The sequence below is a fragment of the Plantibacter flavus genome (assembly GCF_900177615.1).
Taxonomy (GTDB): domain Bacteria; phylum Actinomycetota; class Actinomycetes; order Actinomycetales; family Microbacteriaceae; genus Plantibacter; species Plantibacter flavus.
Map to the genome: position 1 here is coordinate 24315 of NZ_FXAP01000005.1, position 17841 is coordinate 42155.

The following is a 17841-nucleotide window of genomic DNA, read 5'->3' on the forward strand; positions in this document are numbered from 1 at the left end:
CGACGGTCGACGCTTCAGGCGCTCAAGCGTGCTGCGCGAACGCGCTCTCGAAGACGCACACCGATGCCGCCGTGGCCAGGTTCATGCTCTCGGCACGGCCGTAGATCGGTACCGTAACCGCACGGTCGACGAGCTCGAGGTGCTCGTCGGTGAGCCCCCTGGCCTCGTTGCCGAACACCCATGCCGTCGGCCGCGCGAGCACGCCTTCCGACCGGGCCACGAGGAGGTCCTCGCCCTTGATGTCGGCCGCGAGCGTCTGCAATCCCGCTGCACGGGCTCGTTCCAGCACGGCGGGCAGCTCGACACCGACCGCGACGGGCAGGTGGAAGAGCGAGCCGGTCGTGGAGCGCACGACCTTCGGGTTGTAGAGGTCGACGGTCCGTCCGCTCAGGACGACGGCGTCCGCGCCGGCGGCGTCGGCGGCTCGGATGATCGTCCCGAGGTTGCCCGGATCGCGGACCTCCTCCAGGATGACGACGAGCTGCGGCTCTCCGGCGAAGATGTCCTTGATCGAGGTCGGGAACTGCTGCGCGACCGCGATGAACCCCTGCGGCGTGACGGTGTCGGCCATCGATTCGAGGACCTGCTCGGTGACGAACTCGATCTCGAGTCCCGCATCGGTGGCCGCGGCCCCGATGTCGGTGTAGCGCTCGAGGGCCGTCGGCGTCGCGTACAGCTCGAGGATCAGGTCGGGCCGGAACTGCAGGGCCTCCGAGACCGCCTGTGGTCCTTCGAGGAGGAACAGGCCGGTCTCCTGTCTCGCCGGACGCTTGGCGAGTTTGGCGACGGAACGGACGCGCGGTGACCGCGGATTGTCAAGCACGCACCCATCCTATGGGTCGCGCTCCGGACAGACGAAACGGCCCGATCCCTGGTGGGATCGGGCCGTTCGAACACGTCGTCCGTTCGGACGCAGGGCTTCCGACTACGCGGAGACCTTGGGCGCCGAGGTGTCGGCGGGCAGCGCAGCCTTGGCCGACGCGACGAGGGCCGCGAAGGTGGCGGGCTCGTGCACCGCGAGGTCCGCGAGGATACGGCGGTCGACCTCGATCCCGGCGAGGCCGAGACCCTGGATGAAGCGGTTGTACGTCATGCCGTTGGCACGCGAAGCCGCGTTGATGCGCTGGATCCAGAGGCGACGGAAGTCACCCTTGCGCGCACGACGGTCGCGGTACGAGTAGACGAGGGAGTGAGTGACCTGCTCCTTGGCCTTGCGGTACAGACGCGAACGCTGACCGCGGTAACCGGCGGCGCGCTCGAGGATGACGCGACGCTTCTTGTGAGCGTTGACCGCCCTTTTGACTCTTGCCATGTTCCTAGTTCCTTACGGGTAAACGGTCTAGCGACCGAGCAGCTTCTTCATGACCTTGGCGTCGGCGGGCGCCAGCACCTGGTCCTGGTTCAGGCGACGGGTGCGACGGCTGGACTTGCTCTCCAGGTTGTGTCGCATACCGGCCTGCTGCTTCATCAGCTTGCCGCTGCCGGTGACCTTGAATCGCTTCTTGGCCCCGGAGTGGGTCTTCTGCTTCGGCATGGGATTCCTCGTTTCTTATCGGTTCTCGTCGGTGGATGACTCCACCGGAGCAGCCTCGTCGGCTTCGTCGGCTTCAGCCGGACGTGCCTTGGATGCCGCACGTTGTGCGTTGGCTTCGGCTTTCGCCTCGGACTTGTTCTTGAGCGGCCCGACGACCATCACCATGTTGCGACCGTCGACCATGGGGGTGGACTCGACGGTGCCCCACTCGGACACGTCCTCGGCGAACTTCTGGAGCAGGCGGACGCCCTGCTCTGGGCGGGACTGCTCGCGGCCGCGGAACTGGATCATGGCTTTCACCTTGTCACCGGCCTTGAGGAAGCCCTCGGCGCGCTTGCGCTTGGTCTCGTAGTCGTGCTGATCGATCTTGAGGCGGAACCGGACCTCTTTGAGGATCGTGTTCGCCTGGTTGCGCCGGGCCTCTTTGGCCTTCTGCGCAGCCTCGTACTTGAACTTGCCGTAGTCCATGATCTTCGCGACGGGCGGCTTGGAGTTGGGTGCGACCTCGACGAGGTCGAGATCCGCTTCCTGCGCGAGGCGAAGGGCGACCTCGATTTTGACGACGCCGACCTGTTCTCCGCCGGGACCGACGAGTCGGACCTCCGGGACGCGGATACGGTCATTGGTACGGGGATCGCTGATGCGGAGCTCCTCTGACTGGGTGGGATGCCACGCGACCAGGTCCGATACCTGCGCCGCGACGAAATCGGTTCACCACACACCCGTACCATCCGCCGGTGTTCAGAACACCTGTCGGAAGGCACCACACCCTGCTACCCGAAGCGGTGAAGCGACAGGCGGAGCGTGACAACCCGGTAACCTTATGAAGCGGTCAAGCGCGGGTGGGAGAATCTCCTCTTTCGTACCGAGACATGTCTCGGAGCACCGCACGAGTCTAACAGAGGATCCACGTGAACAACACCACCAGCCCGTACGACCACGACGACGAGTCGGGAGGGGCAGATCAGGCCACCCGGGACATCGCCGACGTCCCCGCCGTCGAGGTCATCACCACAGCCGCCGTGCACCTCATGAGCGCAGCAGCGGTCAAGTGCGGCCTCGCGGACGCCCCCGACGCCCAGACGGACCTCGACGAAGCCCGCAAGCTCATCAACGCCCTCGCCGGGCTCATCACCGCGGGCGCCCCGGAGATCAGCGACATGCACGCCCGGTCGCTGCGCGACGGCCTGCGATCCCTGCAGCTCGCCTTCCGGGAGGCGTCCACCATCCAGGATCCCATCGGCAAGGGTCCCGGCGAGAAGTGGACCGGCCCGGTCACCTGATCGCAACGCGGCGCTCCGCTTCGCCGATCAGTCGGCGGGGCGGAGCGACACCGCGAGCGAGTCGACGCGCGTCGCGATGACCTCGTCCGCGGCCCAGCGCTGAGCGAGCCGCGCGAGCACCGCGTCGAGCTCCTGCTGGGTCAGTCCCTGCAGCAGGCCGAGCTCGACCACGAGCTCGGATCCGGCGAGCTTCGCCTCCGGATCTCCGGCTCGCAGACGCACACTCACGACCGCGAGCTCCTGCTCGATCGACCGCTCGAACGCGTCGCCCACCAGCGGGTCCGCGAAGCTGGGCGTCCACGGCTGCGACTGCGCGATCGCCCACAGCGCTGGGCGGCGTACGGCGAACTCGGTACTCGACGTCGGATCGAGGACCACGACGTCCGTCTGCTCGCTCGCGGCCGCCAGAGCGACCCGGACGCCGTCGGCCGGGATCGGCCTCGCCGTCCGGTTCCACGCGGACATCGCCTGCACCGAGCTGAACACCGGGAGCACGGTGCGGCCGTCCGGACCCGTCACGGTCACGATGGACAGCTCCTGCGACTTGTCGACGAGCTGGCCGTGCTCGTTCTCGCCGGCCTCACCGAGGTGGGCCACGAGCGGGATGAGCAGGCGGGAGTCCCGGAACGCATCGACGACCTCAGCCTCCCCGACCTCGCCGGTCCGGAAACGTCGGAGGGATTCGATCAGCCGCTCGGGCGCACTGCCGTCGTCACCGGAACTCGCGTTCGGCTGGAAGCTCCGACCAGCCCAGGGCTGGCCGGCCGAGTCGGCGCCACCCGCCGCATGGTGGTCATGCCCGCCCGACGGACCGTGCCGGTCGGGCTCGGAGGATTCGTCAGCGGCCCGAGACATCCAGCGCCTCGGCCAGGGTGAACGCGCCGTTGTAGAGCGCCTTCCCGATGATGGCACCTTCGAGCCCCAGGGGGACCAGCTCGCGTAGCGCGACCAGGTCGTCGAGGCTCGAGATGCCGCCGGAGGCCACCACCGGCCGCTCCGTGCGCCCGAGCACCTGTCGGAGCAGCTCGATGTTCGGCCCCTGCATCGTGCCGTCCTTCGTGACGTCCGTCACGACGTAGCGTGCGCAGCCCGCCTCCTCGAGGCGGTCGAGGACCGTCCACAGGTCGCCGGCGTCCTGCGTCCACCCGCGAGCGGCGAGCGTCGTGCCACGGACGTCGAGGCCGACCGCGATCGCCTCGCCGTACTGGGCGATGACGCTCGCGGCCCACTCGGGGTTCTCGAGCGCCGCGGTCCCGAGGTTGACGCGTGCGACACCCGTCTCGAGCGCCTGCTCGAGGGAGGCGTCGTCGCGGATGCCGCCCGACAGCTCGATGTTGACGCCGCGCGCCTTCGAGATGACCTTGCGGATGATCGACCGGTTGTCGCCACGGCCGAACGCGGCGTCGAGGTCGACGAGGTGGATCCACTCCGCCCCCTGACGAGCCCAGTCCAGGGCTGCGTCGACGGGCTCACCGTAGTTCGTCTCCGAACCGGCCTCGCCGCGCGTCAACCGGACGGCCTTGCCGTCCACGATGTCGATCGCGGGGAGCAGCGTCAGTCCGGCCGTCGTGTTGAACTCGTTCATGATCCACCGTTTCTTCGGGAGCTGCGAGCCCCTCGGTTCCCGGCGCACAGCATGCCTCGTGGCACAAGCACCTGATCCTAGTCGGCTACAGGGTGCCGAGCCAGTTGGACAGCAGGCGGATACCGGCGTCGCCCGACTTCTCCGGGTGGAACTGCGTCGCCGACAACGGACCGTTCTCGACGGCCGCGAGGAACGGCACGCCGTGGGTCGCCCAGGTGAGGCGCGGCTCGGGGAACGGAGGCATGACCTCGAGGGTCCACTGCTGTGCGGCATAGGAGTGGACGAAGTAGAAGCGCTCGTCGGCGAGGCCGTCGAAGAGCACGGACCCTGCGTCCGGCGACACCGTGTTCCAGCCCATGTGCGGCAGGACGGGCGCGTCGAGTTCCGTCACCGCTCCTGGCCACTCCCCCAGGCCGTCGGCCTCGGACCCGCGCTCCAAGCCGCGCTCGAACATGACCTGCATCCCCACGCAGATGCCGAGGACCGGACGGCCTCCCGCGAGACGGCGGTCGATGACCTCGTCGCCGTGCGAGGAACGGAGGGCGCCGATCACCGCGTCGAAGGCACCGACCCCCGGCACCACGAGACCGTCGGCGGCCTGGGCGGCCTTGCGGTCACCCGTCAGTACGACGTCGGCGCCGGCGAGCTCGAGGGCCTTGACTGCGGAGTGCACGTTGCCGGAGCCGTAGTCGAGTACGACCACCGACGGGCGTGCGCTCACAGCGCGCCCTTCGTCGACGGGATGCCCTGGACCAGGGGGTCGAACGCCTTCGCCTGCCGGAAGGCCCGCGCGAACGCCTTGAACTCCGCTTCGGCGATGTGGTGCGGATCGCGACCGCCGAGGACGTTCACGTGCACGGTGAGGCCCGCGTTGAAGGTGATCGCCTCGAAGACGTGACGCACCATCGAACCCGTGAAGTGCCCGCCGATGAGGTGGAACTCGAATCCGGCCGGTTCCCCGCCGTGCACGAGGTACGGACGACCGGAGATGTCGACCACGGCCTGCACGAGCGCCTCGTCGAGCGGGACCAGTGCGTCGCCGTACCGCGAGATGCCGGCCTTGTCGCCGAGCGCCTGACGGATCGCCTGGCCCAGGACGATCCCGACGTCCTCGACCGTGTGGTGGACGTCGATGTCGACATCGCCCGTCGCACGGACGGTCAGGTCGGTCAGCGAGTGCTTCGCGAAGGCCGTGAGCAGGTGGTTGTAGAACGGGACGGAGGTCTCGATGCTGCTCGTGCCGGTGCCGTCGAGGTTCAACTCCAGCTCGATGCTGGACTCGCTCGTCGCGCGCTGGATCCGGGCCGTGCGCTGCTGGGTGGTCATGGGATCCAGTGTATCGAGCGCACCGACGCTGCACGCCGCGTGTCGACGGGTGGGCATCGTCGCGTCATGCGGCTGCACCAGGCCGTGCCGACGCCTATCGTTGAGAGGTCATGACTTCCACACCCAGCATCGCCCCGGCCGTCCCACTCGACCAGGCGGAGATCGCCGCTCTCCGTGAACGGTTCCCGATCCTCGCCCGGGAGATGAACGGACACCCGCTCGTCTATCTGGACTCCGGAGCCACTTCGCAACGCCCGATCGAGGTCATCGACGCGGAGCATGACTACGCGACGCACCAGAACGCCGCCGTCCACCGTGGCGCCCATCTCCTGGCCGCCGAGGCGACGGAGCTCTTCGAGGACACGCGCGCGACCGTCGCCGCGTTCATCGGTGCCGACGAGCGGGAACTCGTCTGGACCTCCGGCGCGACCGCGGCCCTCAACCTCATCGCCGGGGCCATCGGGAATGCGAGCGCCGGCCTCGGTGGTGCTGCCGCCGAGCGGTTCCGCCTCGGTCCGGGCGACGAGATCGTCGTCACGGAACTCGAACACCACGCGAACCTCATCCCCTGGCAGCAACTTGCCGCACGCACCGGTGCGACCCTCCGTCACCTGCCGGTCGACGACCACGGCGTGCTGCGCTTGGACGCCGTGGACGACATCATCGGCGAACGCACGCGCATCATCGCCTTCGCACACGTGTCCAACGTCACCGGGGCGATCGCGCCGGTCTCCGAACTCGTCGCCCTCGCCGAACGCGTCGGCGCGCTGACCGTGCTCGACGCCTGCCAGTCCGTGCCGCACCTGCCCGTCGACGTCGCGTCCCTCGGCGTCGACTTCCTCGTGTTCTCCGGTCACAAGATGCTCGGTCCGAACGGCATCGGGGCCCTGTGGGGTCGCCGCCGGCTGCTCGACGCCCTTCCCCCCTTCCTCACCGGCGGGTCGATGATCACGACCGTCACGATCGACGGCGCGGAGTTCCTGCCCGCCCCGCAACGGTTCGAGGCCGGGACCCAGCCGGTGTCGCAGGCGATCGCCCTCGCGAGCGCCGTCCGGTTCCTGCAAGCGGTCGGCATGGACCGTGTCCATGCCACCGAGGCGGCCTACGGACAGCGACTCGCGGCCGGACTCGCCGTCATCCCCGGCGTCACGCTCATCGGCCCGCCGCCCGGGACGCCTCGCGCCGGGCTGGCGAGCTTCGACCTCGCCGGTGTGCACGCCCACGACGTGGGTCAGTTCTTCGACGACCGGGGCATCGCGGTCCGCGTCGGTCACCACTGCGCGCAACCGCTCCACCGCCGGTTGGGCCTCACCGCGTCCACCCGCGCCAGCAGCTACCTCTACACGACGGAGGCCGAGATCGACGCCTTCCTCGAGGCGACCACCCTCGTCGGTCCGTTCTTCGGGGTGTCCCGATGAGCGGCCTGGAGAGCCTCTACCAGGAGCTCATCCTCGACCACGCCCGCCAGCGCCACGGCTTCGGGTTGCGGGACGCGCCCGCCGCCGAGTCGCACCAGCTCAACCCCACCTGCGGCGACGAGGTCACCCTGCAGCTCCATCCCGGGCCCGACGGTCGGCTCGCACCGATCGCCTGGGAGGGACACGGCTGCTCGATCTCGCAGGCGTCGAGCTCCTGCCTGAGCGACCTCGCGGCAGGCCTCACACCGTCCGAGCTCCAGGCCCTGGTCGACGAGTTCCGGACGGTCATCCGCTCGCGGGGCACGCTCGAGTTCGACGAGGAACGGTTCGGAGACGCCGCGGCGTTCAGTGGCGTCTCGCGCTACATCGCGCGCGTGAAGTGCGCCATGCTCCCCTGGGTCGCCGCCGAGGAGGCCATCTCCCGCCTGCCGTGAGCAGGCGCACCACCGCCGCCCGGCCGAGGGCTGATCAGGCGGGGCTGATCGCCGCCAGGGCCTCGAGGAACGAGGTCGTCTCCGCTTCGGTGCCCGCGGTCACCCGCAGGTGGTTCGGGATGCCCACGTCACGGATGAGGATCCCCCGCGCGAAGAGCGCCTCGAACGCCGCGTGCGGATCGGCGACGCCGCCGAACAGCACGAAGTTGGATCCGCTCCGCTTCGGGTCGTAGCCGAGACGCCCGAGCTCGACGACGAGGCGATCGCGCTGGGTCCGGATGTCATCGACCATCGCCAGCATCTCGTCGGCGTGCCGGAGTGCGGCGGTCGCGGCCGCCTGCGTCAGGGCGCTCAGGTGGTATGGGAGCCGGACGAGTCTCAGTGCGTCGACGACCGCGGGGTCGGCGGCGAGGTACCCGAGACGGACCCCGGCGAAGGCGAAGGCCTTGCTCATCGTCCTGGAGACGATCAGGCGCGGACGCCCCTCCAACAGCGTGAGCGCGCTCGCCTCGTCGTCCGGAGCGAACTCCGCATACGCTTCGTCGACGATCACCATGCCCCTCGACGCCTCGTACACCGCGGTGATGGTCTCGAGCGACAACGGTGTTCCGGTGGGGTTGTTGGGCGAGCAGAGGAACACGAGGTCGGGATCCGCCTCGGCCACCTGACGCGCGGCGGTCTCGGGCGAGAGCTCGAACTCGGCGTCACGCGTCGCAGGGATCCACCTGGTGCCGACGCCGGCGGCCAGGAGCGGATACATCGAGTACGTCGGCGTGAACCCGAGGAGCGAGCGCCCGGGACCGCCGAAGGCCTGCAGGATGTGCTGCAGCACTTCGTTCGACCCGTTCCCCGCCCACATCTGCTCCGGGGTCACCCCGTGACCCAGGTAAACCGCCAGTGCCTCCCGGAGTTCCGTGAACTCGCGGTCGGGGTACCGGTTCACGGTGAGGACCGCCGAGGCGAGCGATGCGACGATGTCGTGCGCGACCACCTCAGGGATCGGGTGCGTGTTCTCGTTGACGTTGAGCGCCACCGGCACCAGGGCCTGGGGAGCGCCGTACGGGCGCTGTCCTCGGAGGTCGTCGCGGATGGGCAGGTCGTCGAGAGCGGTCACTCCACAATGCTAGCCACTCCGACCGGCGCGCTCACTCCGCCTGACGCTCCCGACGAAGGACCTCGTGCCGGGGGCTCGCCGGGTTCAACAGCGAGTGGCGTCGCCCGTAGGCGAAGTACACGATGAGACCGATCACGAGCCAGACCCCGAAGCGCAGCCAGGTCTCCCAGTGCAACTGCAGGATCAGGAAGCCGGACGCCAGGACGCCGAACGCCGGGACGAACGGCATCAACGGCAACCGGAAGGAGCGGGGCTCGTCCGGCTTCGTGTACCGGAACACGATCACCGACACGCAGACCACGATGAAGGCGGCCAGGATGCCGATGTTCGTGAGGTCGGCGACCTGCTTGATCGGGAACACACCGGCGAAGACGGCTGCCGCTCCGCCGGCGATCCAGGTCACCCGCTGCGGCACGCCTCGCCGATCCGTGCGCGAGAACCACCGCGGAAGAAGACCGTCGCGACTCATCGAGAACCAGACGCGGGTGACGCCCAACAGGAACGTCAGCATCACGGTGAGGATCGACAGGACGGCGAAGACGGAGATGATCGTCGCGACCACGGGCAGGCCGACGCTCTGGAACGCCGATGCGAACCCGGCCGTGGGGTCGATGTCGGTGTAGTTCTGCATGCCGGTCAGCACGAGGGTGGCCGCGACGTACAGGAGCATGGCGACGATGAGGGAGAGGATGATCGCCTTCGGCATGTGCTTCTTGCCGTCCTTCGCCTCCTCGGCCGCCGTACTCATCGCGTCGTATCCGAAGACCGCGAAGAAGACCGTCGCGGCACCGGCGAACACCGGCCCGAAACCGCTGGGGAGGAACGGATCGTAGTTCTCCCCGTCGATGTAGAAGACCCCGAGGCCGATGATGAACAGGATGAGCAGGACCTTGATCCCGACCGCGACGAGCTCGAATCGACCGAAGGCCTTCGTCCCGCGGCTCAGGATGAAGGTCACGAGGAGACAGACGAAGATGGCGGGGAGATTGACGAGGCCGCCCTTCCCCTCGTCGGCGGTCGAGGTCATCCAGGCCGGCATGTGGATCCCGATGCCCGACAGGAAGGCGTCGAAGTAGCCGGAGATCCCGATCGCGACCACCGCGACGATCGCGATGTACTCGAGCAACAGGTCCCAACCGATGAACCAGCCGATGATCTCGCCGAGCGCCACATACCCGTAGGTGTACGCGGACCCGGCTCTCGGGATCATGCCGGCGAACTCCGCGTACGACAAGGCTGCGGCCGCGGAGGCGAGACCCGCGATCAGGAAGGAGAAGAGGACGGCCGGCCCGACAGCGGGCGAGGTCTGGCTCCCATGAGCGACGAGTCCGGCGAGTGAGAAGATCCCCACCCCGATGATGCCACCGACCCCGATGGCCGTGAGTTGCCAGAGCCCGAGGCTCTTGAACAGCTTCGAACCGGAGGTCTCATCCTCGATCTCCGCGATCGGCTTCTTCCGGAGCAGCGAGCGGCTCCGATCGTCTGTACTCATGCGTGCCTCCGACGATGCTGCGGGCGTCGTTGCACCGCGCCATCGACGATAGCTGAGAACCAGCGCGAAGTGACCCGCCGATTGTCGGCCTACTCGGCCGCGTACCGCTGCGGGATCGCCAGGCGCTGCCCGGGCTCGACACCGGCGGTACTGAGCTGATTGAGGTTCATGATCTCGGCGATGACGTCGCGCGGGTCGGCGTCGGGTGCGATGGACTCGGCCAGCTGCCAGAGCGACTCGCCCGGGTCGACCGTGATGTACGTGAACGTGGCTCCAGCCGCCGCCGTGTTGGCCGCGGCCCCGCCTGCCGAGAGTCCGACGACCGCGACGCCGATGACCAGCGGGATGGCGGCGAGCGTGGTGAAGACGACGCGACCGCGCTTCGTCAGGCGGAGCCGGCGTTTGGACGGTGCGTCCGACGTCGGTGCCTGCGCCGTCCGTGCGGGAAGCGCCCGGTGGGACCCGATCAGTGCTGCGCTCATGTCAACCCTCCAAGAGTGTGCTCATCGTGTGATGAGGACTCGTACCCGACACTCGACCAGGAGTGCCGGATACGAACCTGTGTTCCGAATATATCTTCGATTGTTCGAATACTCAACCCTGTCTTCGTACCTGAGACGCGCGGGATCGGCGACACGCTCGAACAGATGTTTGTCTGGACGAGCTCGTGCGGATACAGTTTCGAGTGTTGGAAGCAGTACACCACCACCCACCGACATCGGTCACCGACAGCCGATCAGGGCAGGAGCGAAGATGGCAGCGAACACGGCGGGCGACGGAGCCCGGGAGCGCCAGATCGGCGGCACCCGGCGACGGAAGAGCCTGAGCGACAAGCAGCTGGCGATCCTCGACGTCATCCAGCGCTCGGTCTCGCAGCGCGGGTATCCGCCGAGTATGCGAGAGATCGGCGACGCCGTCGGGCTCGCCTCCCTGTCGAGTGTCACGCACCAACTCGGACAGCTCGAACTCAGCGGATACCTCCGACGCGATCCCAACCGTCCCCGCGCCATCGAGGTGCTCATCGACCTGCCGAGCGCCGTCGAGGGCAGCGATCCCGACTCCGCTCCCCCGGTCGGCGACGCCGCCATGGTCCCGCTCGTCGGCCGCATCGCCGCCGGCATCCCGATCACGGCCGAGCAGCAGGTCGAGGAGATCTTCCCACTGCCCCGCCAGCTGGTCGGCAAGGGCAGTCTGTTCATGCTGAAGGTCGTCGGCGACTCGATGGTCGACGCCGCGATCTGCGACGGCGACTGGGTCGTCATCCGCGAGCAGAAGACCGCCGAGAACGGCGAGATCGTCGCGGCGATGCTCGACGAGGAGGCGACCGTGAAGGTGTTCCGCCAGCGCGACGGCCACACCTGGCTGCTCCCCCGGAACTCGGCCTTCGAACCGATCCTCGGCGACCACGCCGAGGTCCTCGGCAAGGTCGTCGCCGTGCTCCGAACGGTCTGACCGCCCGGACCACTCCGCGACAGCGACGAGGGCCGGGACGATCCACGGATCGTCCCGGCCCTCGTCCGTGCCGGACCGACGACGTCAGCCGGTCGCACCGACCCGTGCGCGAACCGCACGCGTGGCCTCGACGATGTTGGCGAGGGAGGCGACCGTCTCCTCGTACCCTCGCGTCTTGAGTCCGCAGTCCGGGTTCACCCAGACCTGTCGCAGCGGGATCCCCTCCAGCGCGATCTCGAGCAACGCGGCCACCTCCGCGACGCTCGGCACCCGAGGCGAGTGGATGTCGTAGACGCCCGGGCCGATGCCGTGGTCGAAACCACTCGCTCGGATGTCGGACACGACCTCCATCCGAGACCGTGCCGCCTCGATGCTCGTCACGTCGGCGTCCAGCCGTCGGATCGCGTCGATCACCACACCGAACTCGGAGTAGCAGAGGTGGGTGTGGATCTGCGTCTCGGCGCGCACGCCCGCGGTCGCCAGCCGGAAGGAGCCCACCGACCAGTCGAGGTACCGCCCCTGGTCGGCCCGCCGGAGCGGGAGCAGTTCGCGGAGTGCGGGTTCGTCGACCTGGATGATGCGGATGCCGGCCCGCTCCAGGTCGGCGATCTCGTCACGCAGGGCGAGGGCGACCTGGTTCGCCGTCTCGGCGAGCGGTTGGTCGTCGCGCACGAACGACCAGGCGAGGATCGTCACCGGACCCGTGAGCATGCCCTTCACCGGCTTGGTGGTCAACGACTGCGTGTAGGCCGACCATTCGACCGTGATCGGCGCCGCCCGCGAGACGTCACCCCACAGGATCGACGGACGGGTGCATCGCGAACCGTAGGACTGCACCCACCCGTGCTCCGTCACGGCGAACCCGTCCAGGTGCTCGGCGAAGTACTGGACCATGTCGTTGCGCTCAGGCTCACCGTGGACGACGACGTCGATCCCGAGATCCTCCTGCAGCGCCACGACGCGCCCGATCTCCGCGCGCATCGTCGCGACGTAGGCCTGCTCGTCGAGCGTCCTGGCGACCCGCTGCGCGCGGGCACGACGGATGTCGCCGGTCTGCGGGAAGGAGCCGATCGTCGTCGTCGGGAGGAACGGCAGGCCGAGCGCCTGCTTCTGCGCCGTGGCGCGCTCCTGGTAGTCGTCTCGGGTGAAGTCCGCTGGGACGAGCGCTGCCGTCCGTGCACGGATGGCGGCATCGACGACCCCGGGCGCGGCGAGCCGATCGTCGAGCGCCGCCGACGCTGCGGTGAGCTCGGCCGCGATGGACGCAGGTCCCCGGGTGAGACCACGTGCGAGGACCGCGATCTGATCCACCTTCTGGTCGGCGAAGGCGAGCCAGCTCCGCAGACGCGGGTCGAGCTTCGTCTCCACCGACACGTCGTGCGGGACGTGGAGGAGGGAGGTCGAGGTGGACACCGCGAGCTGCGGGAAGCGCTCCGCCGCGCGCGCCAGGAGATCGGCCGCGGCCGCCAGGTCGCCACGCCACACGTTGTGGCCGTCGATCACCCCCGCGACGACGGTCTTCGACGCGAGCCCGGCCGACGACTCCGGCAGGCCGCCTCGGACGAGGTCGACACCGACAGCCTCGACGCCCGAGGCGGCGAGCACCGGGACGGCGTCACCCAAGGCGCCGTAGGGAGCCGCGACGAAGATCGCCGGGCGGTCGGACAAAGCGGACAGGACCGCCGTCGATCGCTCGATCGCCGCGAGGACCGTCGCCCTCGGCACGTCGAACGTCTCCGACACGAGTGCGGGTTCGTCGAGCTGCACCCAGGGCGCGCCGGCAGCGGCCAAACGCTGGAGGAGTTCCGCGTAGACGGGCAGCACCGCCTCCAGTCGGTCGATCGGGGCGAATCCCTCGGAGGCCCCGTCGGCCGCCTTCGACAGCAGCAGGAACGTCACGGGGCCCACGATGACCGGCCGCGTCACGTACCCCTCGGCGAGGCCCTCGCGGAACTGCTCGACCACTCGGTCGTCGGAGAGCGCGAACGGCGTCGACTCGCCGATCTCCGGGACGAGGTAGTGGTAATTCGAGTCGAACCACTTCGTCATCTCGAGCGGGGCGAGGTCGCCGGCGCCACGAGCGATCGTGAACGCCCCGGAGAGATCGACCCGACCGTCGGCCCCGACGAGCGACGAGAAGCGCTCCGGGACGGCGCCGACGGTGAGCGCGGCGTCCAGGACCTGGTCGTAGAACGAGAAGCTCTCGGGGATCGCGGCGTTCGTCGGGTCGAGGCCGAGCTCCGCGAGGCGGGCACGCGCGGCGGCGCGCAGCTCGGAGGCCGTCCGCTCGAGCGCCTCGGCGTCGATGCGGCCGGCCCAGAAGGACTCGACGGCGCGCTTCAACTCCCGGTTCGGCCCGATGCGCGGGTAGCCGAGGATGGTGCCGACGGGGAATGCGGAGGTGGGGTTCATCGTGCGTCCTTGCTGGTGAGTGGATCGGGGATGGGATGACGGACCGTTCGGTCGCCTTGCACGGGGATGCCGGCACGGTGCAACACGTCGAGCACCGTCCGATGCTGGTTGAAGGCGTAGAGGTGGACGCCGGGCGCGCCGCCCGCGACGACGTCGCGGATGAGTCGAGCGGAGTAGTCGGTGCCGATGTCGATCCGTCCCGCTTCGTCCGGCTCGACCTCGAGCGCGATGGCCAGGTCACTCGGGAGCGCCTCGCCGCTGAGCTCGAGCACCCGACGCAGCCGTGCCGGACTCGTGATGGGCATCACGCCCGGCAGGATGGGCATGGTGACGCCGTGACGTCTCGCACGTTCCGCGAAGGCGAGGTAGTCGTCGGCATGGAAGAAGAGCTGGGTGATGGCGAGCGTCGCCCCCGCCGCCTGCTTCGCCAACAGGGTGTCGAGGTCCTGCGTCGTCGACCGTGAGCGGGGGTGTCCGTTGGGGAAGGCGGCGACGGCGATCCGCGGCCGATGGCGTCGCCCGAGCTGCACCGCGCCCGGGAGGCCGACCAGCGACCCCTCGGCGTACGGCTCGTGCTCGGCACTGACCCGGCCGATGAGCTGCACGAGTTCCGCAGCACTCCCCAGATCACCGAGGAAGGCGTCCCCCTCGACGGCTCCGGCGGGCGGGTCGCCGCGGAGCGCGAGGAAACTGTGCACCCCGGCATCGAGGAAGTCCTTGATGAGTCGGCTGGCCTGCGCGTGCGTCGAACCGACGCAGGTGAGATGGGCCATCGGATCCACCGAGGTCGACGTCCGGATGCTCCGCAGCACGTCCAGGCTCGCCGTTCGCGAGGAACCACCGGCGCCGAAGGTGACCGAGATGAACTCCGGGCCGGCGGCGGCCAGGTGCTCGACCGTCCGTGCGAGCGCGAGGCCGCCGTCGAGCGTCTTGGGCGGGTACAGCTCGAACGAGAAGGGGGTACGCCTGGGACAGGCCGGCTCCGTCGTGGTCATGAGGTCTCGTCTCGGTGGCAGCGGATCGAGAGCCGGCGACCACGCAGCACGCAGCGGATCCGCTGGTGTGTCGTGGGCGGGTGCCGGGCTCGGCTGTCGCTCCGATTCCGCCGGTGAGGGCGGGTACGATGCGCACGACGATAGCAACGCCCGACGATCGGCGCGACGGACATCTGTCCGACAGCGTCATCCTGCGACACATTCCCCCGGCGGCGCTCCGGTCCTACGCTGATGCCATGACCGTGGGTACCAGGCACCGGAGCGCCGAGCGCCGAGTACTCGGCTCGCGCGTCATCGCGTCCTGCGTGGCGGTGATGATCGCCCTGTCCGGGTGCACGACGGCCGGATCGCCCGTACCGACGGCGACACGCACAGCCTCAGCGGAGGGCCTCGTGATCGAGTTCCGTCAGAACCGGGACCAGTACGCGAGCGACGCCGCGATCGTCCGGGTCGGCAACGGCGGCGACCACGACATCACGATCGTCGGACTCGAGCTGTCGGGGTCGGCGTTCAGCGCGCCGACCGTCCGGGACCGATCCTCGACGATCCGCGCCGGACAGACCACGGACCTCGCCGTCGAGCTGCCCCCGATCGACTGCGACGCACGCGACGGGGAGTCGCAGGTCGATCTCCTGCTCCGACTCGACGACGACTCGGTCCTGTCCGCCGCCGACCTCCCCGATCCGACGGACGCGCTGCAGCGGATCCGCTCCGCAACGTGCACGGTGGCGGCGGTGCAGCGCATCGCCAAGGTGGCGGCCGCACCCGGGATCCGCCTCGAGGGAGCCGGGTCCACGACGGTCGCCGTCCTGACGATCACGGCCGTACCGACCGGCGCTCCGGGCCGGCTGGAGCTCGTCGCGCTGCGGTCGACGGTCCTGCTGCGACCGGCGCCGACGGACGGCGGCGGTGGCCCGCCCCAGGACTGGCCGCTCAGCCTGACCGTCGACGCCGCCGACGGCCCGCAGTCCATCGAACTGCGGATCATGCCGACGCGGTGCGACCCGCACGCTCTGGCGGAGGACAAGGTGGGGACCCTCTTCCCACTCGTCGTACGGATCGACGACGGCCCGGAGGCCGTCATGACCCTGCCGCTCGACGCCGACACGGCGGAGGCGCTCAAGGATGCCGTCCGCGCGCGGTGCGCGTGAGGGGTCGGGTCAGCCGGCCACGGCGGGTGCCGGGACGACCTCCGCGAACGGCGCGAGGGCGGCGGCGAGCTCCGCACCGACCAGGGCGTGCACGATCGTGCCACGCTCGTCGTAGTCCGTCGACAGCACCTTGCCGCGTTCGTGCAGCAGCGTGACCAGGTCTCCGCGGTCGAAGGGCACGATGACGTGGACCTCGTTGCTCGGCGACGGGATCAGCGTCTCGATGCGCTCCATGAGCTCGTCGATCCCGAGACCGGTCCGGGCCGACACGAAGACGGCGTCCGGGACGAGACCGCGGAGCACGAGCAGCTGGCCGTCGTCTACGAGGTCGGCCTTGTTGAACACGACCAGCTCGGGGATGTGCCGAGCTCCGACCTCGCCGATCACATCGCGCACGGTGGCGATCTGGCCGGCAGGGTCGGGGTGCGCGGCGTCGACGACGTGCACGATGACGTCGCTGTCGGCGACCTCCTCGAGCGTCGAGCGGAAGGCCTCGACCAGCTGGTGCGGCAGGTTGCGCACGAACCCGACCGTGTCGGCCAGCGTGTATTCGCGTCCGTCGGAGGTCACGTTGCGGCGGACCGTCGCGTCGAGCGTCGCGAAGAGCGAGTTCTCGACCAGGACGCCGGCCTTCGTGATGCGGTTCAGCAGGCTGGACTTGCCGGCGTTCGTGTACCCCGCGATCGCGACCGACGGCACCGTGTTGCGGCGACGGTTCGCCCGCTTGGCCTCGCGCGCCGGCTTCATCGCCGTGATCGACTTGCGCAGTTTCGCCATCCGGGTGTGGATGCGGCGTCGGTCGAGTTCGATCTTCGTCTCACCGGGTCCCCTCGACCCCATGCCGGCACCGGCACCACCGACCTGACCACCGGCCTGACGGCTCATGGACTCACCCCAGCCGCGGAGGCGGGGCAGGAGGTACTCGAGTTGGGCGAGCTCGACCTGTGCCTTGCCCTCTCGACTCTTCGCGTGCTGGCTGAAGATGTCGAGGATGACCGCCGTGCGGTCGATCACCTTCACGCCGACCGCGTCCTCGAGGGCGCGACGCTGGCTGGGTGCGAGTTCCGTGTCGGCGATGACCGTGTCGGCGCCGAGCGCCTGGACGATGGACTTCAGTTCCTGGGCCTTGCCGCGACCGAGATAGGTGCTCGGGTCGGGGTGCGGTTTGCGCTGCAGGAGCCCGTCGAGGACGACGGCGCCGGCGGTCTCCGCGAGCGCTGCGAGTTCGCGCAGGGAGTTCTCCGCGTCGTGGAGCGCACCCTGCGGGTAGACGCCGATGATGACGACGTTCTCCAACCGGAGCTGCCGGTACTCGACCTCGGTGACGTCCTCGAGCTCGGTCGAGAGCCCGGCGACGCGACGGAGGGCTTGTCGGTCCTCGCGGTCGTACTGTTCGCCATCGTCGGAACTGCCGCCCGAGGTATCGCCGGTCTGCAACGCCGCGGCACCGCTGCCGAACAGGGTGTACCCGCTCGATCGGGACGCGGCGCTCGTGAGCACGCGTGCGACGACGTCGTCGGGATCGGTGACCGAGGCGTCGTCCACCACCGCCTCGACATCGACATCGGTGTCGTCTGCGTTGTCCTGGGGTGCGTCCATCGGTGGTCTAGGCATCGCGTTAACCCTACTTCCTCCTGGTCCGGTA

General features: G+C 69.3%; 19 protein-coding genes. 5 read left to right on the forward strand and 14 right to left on the reverse strand.

The window, feature by feature from the left end; translation table 11 throughout:
* Positions 1 to 22 precede the first annotated feature (22 nt).
* From B9Y95_RS14915 to infC, 4 genes are all read right to left on the reverse strand, one after another.
* Complete coding sequence (locus tag B9Y95_RS14915; protein ID WP_085512981.1) at positions 23 to 823, reverse strand: TrmH family RNA methyltransferase; 801 nt, start codon at positions 821 to 823, stop codon at positions 23 to 25.
* 102 nt (positions 824 to 925) lie between these two features.
* Positions 926 to 1312: a 50S ribosomal protein L20 gene (gene rplT, locus B9Y95_RS14920; RefSeq protein WP_064294422.1), complete on the reverse strand. Its 387-nt coding sequence runs from the start codon at positions 1310 to 1312 to the stop codon at positions 926 to 928.
* 27 nt (positions 1313 to 1339) lie between these two features.
* The gene (gene rpmI, locus B9Y95_RS14925) at positions 1340 to 1534 is read right to left on the reverse strand and encodes a 50S ribosomal protein L35 (RefSeq protein WP_056012069.1); all 195 of its coding nucleotides are present in this window, start codon (positions 1532 to 1534) and stop codon (positions 1340 to 1342) included.
* A 15-nt stretch (positions 1535 to 1549) separates the two neighbouring features.
* Positions 1550 to 2215 (reverse strand): translation initiation factor IF-3, encoded by a 666-nt coding sequence (infC, locus tag B9Y95_RS14930; RefSeq protein ID WP_194719021.1) that lies wholly within the window; start codon positions 2213 to 2215, stop codon positions 1550 to 1552.
* A gap of 230 nt (positions 2216 to 2445) precedes the next feature.
* Between infC and B9Y95_RS14935 the strand changes: the two genes are divergently transcribed.
* Positions 2446 to 2817: a DUF1844 domain-containing protein gene (locus B9Y95_RS14935; protein ID WP_056012072.1), complete on the forward strand. Its 372-nt coding sequence runs from the start codon at positions 2446 to 2448 to the stop codon at positions 2815 to 2817.
* A gap of 27 nt (positions 2818 to 2844) precedes the next feature.
* Here the strand turns inward: B9Y95_RS14935 and B9Y95_RS14940 are convergent, their stop codons facing one another.
* From B9Y95_RS14940 to hisB, 4 genes are all read right to left on the reverse strand, one after another.
* The gene (locus tag B9Y95_RS14940) at positions 2845 to 3672 is read right to left on the reverse strand and encodes an SseB family protein (RefSeq protein WP_085512983.1); all 828 of its coding nucleotides are present in this window, start codon (positions 3670 to 3672) and stop codon (positions 2845 to 2847) included.
* Positions 3656 to 4402 carry a bifunctional 1-(5-phosphoribosyl)-5-((5-phosphoribosylamino)methylideneamino)imidazole-4-carboxamide isomerase/phosphoribosylanthranilate isomerase PriA gene (priA, locus tag B9Y95_RS14945; protein ID WP_085513483.1) on the reverse strand — a complete coding sequence of 249 codons (747 nt, stop codon included), beginning with the start codon at positions 4400 to 4402 and terminating at the stop codon, positions 3656 to 3658. The genes B9Y95_RS14940 and priA overlap by 17 nt, the downstream gene beginning before the upstream one ends.
* An 85-nt stretch (positions 4403 to 4487) precedes the next feature.
* On the reverse strand, positions 4488 to 5123 hold the full coding sequence (hisH, locus tag B9Y95_RS14950) for an imidazole glycerol phosphate synthase subunit HisH (RefSeq protein ID WP_085512986.1): 636 nt from the start codon (positions 5121 to 5123) through the stop codon (positions 4488 to 4490).
* The gene (gene hisB / locus B9Y95_RS14955; RefSeq protein ID WP_079707070.1) at positions 5120 to 5728 is read right to left on the reverse strand and encodes an imidazoleglycerol-phosphate dehydratase HisB; all 609 of its coding nucleotides are present in this window, start codon (positions 5726 to 5728) and stop codon (positions 5120 to 5122) included. The genes hisH and hisB overlap by 4 nt, the downstream gene beginning before the upstream one ends.
* A gap of 110 nt (positions 5729 to 5838) precedes the next feature.
* Here hisB and B9Y95_RS14960 point away from each other — a divergent pair, with 110 nt between their 5' ends.
* Positions 5839 to 7146, forward strand: a complete 1308-nt coding sequence (locus B9Y95_RS14960) for a SufS family cysteine desulfurase (protein WP_085512988.1) — start codon at positions 5839 to 5841, stop codon at positions 7144 to 7146.
* A complete protein-coding gene (gene sufU / locus B9Y95_RS14965; protein WP_079707072.1) occupies positions 7143 to 7580 on the forward strand; it encodes a Fe-S cluster assembly sulfur transfer protein SufU in 438 nt (145 codons plus the stop codon). The genes B9Y95_RS14960 and sufU overlap by 4 nt, the downstream gene beginning before the upstream one ends.
* Positions 7581 to 7614: 34 nt before the next feature.
* Here sufU and B9Y95_RS14970 read toward each other — a convergent pair whose 3' ends face one another.
* From B9Y95_RS14970 to B9Y95_RS14980, 3 genes are all read right to left on the reverse strand, one after another.
* A complete protein-coding gene (locus B9Y95_RS14970) occupies positions 7615 to 8694 on the reverse strand; it encodes a histidinol-phosphate transaminase (RefSeq protein WP_085512990.1) in 1080 nt (359 codons plus the stop codon).
* 31 nt (positions 8695 to 8725) lie between these two features.
* Positions 8726 to 10186 carry an amino acid permease gene (locus tag B9Y95_RS14975; protein ID WP_085512993.1) on the reverse strand — a complete coding sequence of 487 codons (1461 nt, stop codon included), beginning with the start codon at positions 10184 to 10186 and terminating at the stop codon, positions 8726 to 8728.
* Between the two features lie 89 nt (positions 10187 to 10275).
* Positions 10276 to 10668 carry a LysM peptidoglycan-binding domain-containing protein gene (locus tag B9Y95_RS14980; RefSeq protein WP_085512995.1) on the reverse strand — a complete coding sequence of 131 codons (393 nt, stop codon included), beginning with the start codon at positions 10666 to 10668 and terminating at the stop codon, positions 10276 to 10278.
* Positions 10669 to 10939: 271 nt separating this feature from the next.
* Here B9Y95_RS14980 and lexA point away from each other — a divergent pair, with 271 nt between their 5' ends.
* Positions 10940 to 11638, forward strand: coding sequence for a transcriptional repressor LexA (gene lexA, locus B9Y95_RS14985; protein ID WP_071262299.1), 699 nt, complete (start codon positions 10940 to 10942; stop codon positions 11636 to 11638).
* An 84-nt stretch (positions 11639 to 11722) separates the two neighbouring features.
* Here the strand turns inward: lexA and metE are convergent, their stop codons facing one another.
* A complete protein-coding gene (metE, locus tag B9Y95_RS14990) occupies positions 11723 to 14050 on the reverse strand; it encodes a 5-methyltetrahydropteroyltriglutamate--homocysteine S-methyltransferase (protein ID WP_085512997.1) in 2328 nt (775 codons plus the stop codon).
* Positions 14047 to 15045, reverse strand: a complete 999-nt coding sequence (locus B9Y95_RS14995) for a methylenetetrahydrofolate reductase (RefSeq protein WP_085513000.1) — start codon at positions 15043 to 15045, stop codon at positions 14047 to 14049. The genes metE and B9Y95_RS14995 overlap by 4 nt, the downstream gene beginning before the upstream one ends.
* A gap of 236 nt (positions 15046 to 15281) precedes the next feature.
* Between B9Y95_RS14995 and B9Y95_RS15000 the strand changes: the two genes are divergently transcribed.
* On the forward strand, positions 15282 to 16196 hold the full coding sequence (locus B9Y95_RS15000) for a hypothetical protein (RefSeq protein WP_085513003.1): 915 nt from the start codon (positions 15282 to 15284) through the stop codon (positions 16194 to 16196).
* A gap of 9 nt (positions 16197 to 16205) precedes the next feature.
* On the opposite strand, the gene hflX is transcribed toward B9Y95_RS15000, so the two are convergent.
* Positions 16206 to 17810 carry a GTPase HflX gene (hflX, locus tag B9Y95_RS15005; RefSeq protein ID WP_234994129.1) on the reverse strand — a complete coding sequence of 535 codons (1605 nt, stop codon included), beginning with the start codon at positions 17808 to 17810 and terminating at the stop codon, positions 16206 to 16208.
* Positions 17811 to 17841 lie beyond the last annotated feature (31 nt).

What these genes read in the sequence shown, in the direction of transcription:
- hisB (WP_079707070.1), bottom strand. Translation starts at nt 5,728, where the DNA reads ATGACCACCCAGCAGCGCACGGCCCGGATCCAGCGCGCGACGAGCGAG.
- lexA (WP_071262299.1), top strand. Translation starts at nt 10,940, where the DNA reads ATGGCAGCGAACACGGCGGGCGACGGAGCCCGGGAGCGCCAGATCGGC.
- B9Y95_RS14980 (WP_085512995.1), bottom strand. Translation starts at nt 10,668, where the DNA reads ATGAGCGCAGCACTGATCGGGTCCCACCGGGCGCTTCCCGCACGGACG.
- hflX (WP_234994129.1), bottom strand. Translation starts at nt 17,810, where the DNA reads ATGCCTAGACCACCGATGGACGCACCCCAGGACAACGCAGACGACACC.
- B9Y95_RS15000 (WP_085513003.1), top strand. Translation starts at nt 15,282, where the DNA reads ATGACCGTGGGTACCAGGCACCGGAGCGCCGAGCGCCGAGTACTCGGC.
- B9Y95_RS14975 (WP_085512993.1), bottom strand. Translation starts at nt 10,186, where the DNA reads ATGAGTACAGACGATCGGAGCCGCTCGCTGCTCCGGAAGAAGCCGATC.
- metE (WP_085512997.1), bottom strand. Translation starts at nt 14,050, where the DNA reads ATGAACCCCACCTCCGCATTCCCCGTCGGCACCATCCTCGGCTACCCG.
- rplT (WP_064294422.1), bottom strand. Translation starts at nt 1,312, where the DNA reads ATGGCAAGAGTCAAAAGGGCGGTCAACGCTCACAAGAAGCGTCGCGTC.
- sufU (WP_079707072.1), top strand. Translation starts at nt 7,143, where the DNA reads ATGAGCGGCCTGGAGAGCCTCTACCAGGAGCTCATCCTCGACCACGCC.
- B9Y95_RS14960 (WP_085512988.1), top strand. Translation starts at nt 5,839, where the DNA reads ATGACTTCCACACCCAGCATCGCCCCGGCCGTCCCACTCGACCAGGCG.
- B9Y95_RS14995 (WP_085513000.1), bottom strand. Translation starts at nt 15,045, where the DNA reads ATGACCACGACGGAGCCGGCCTGTCCCAGGCGTACCCCCTTCTCGTTC.
- priA (WP_085513483.1), bottom strand. Translation starts at nt 4,402, where the DNA reads ATGAACGAGTTCAACACGACGGCCGGACTGACGCTGCTCCCCGCGATC.
- rpmI (WP_056012069.1), bottom strand. Translation starts at nt 1,534, where the DNA reads ATGCCGAAGCAGAAGACCCACTCCGGGGCCAAGAAGCGATTCAAGGTC.
- B9Y95_RS14940 (WP_085512983.1), bottom strand. Translation starts at nt 3,672, where the DNA reads ATGTCTCGGGCCGCTGACGAATCCTCCGAGCCCGACCGGCACGGTCCG.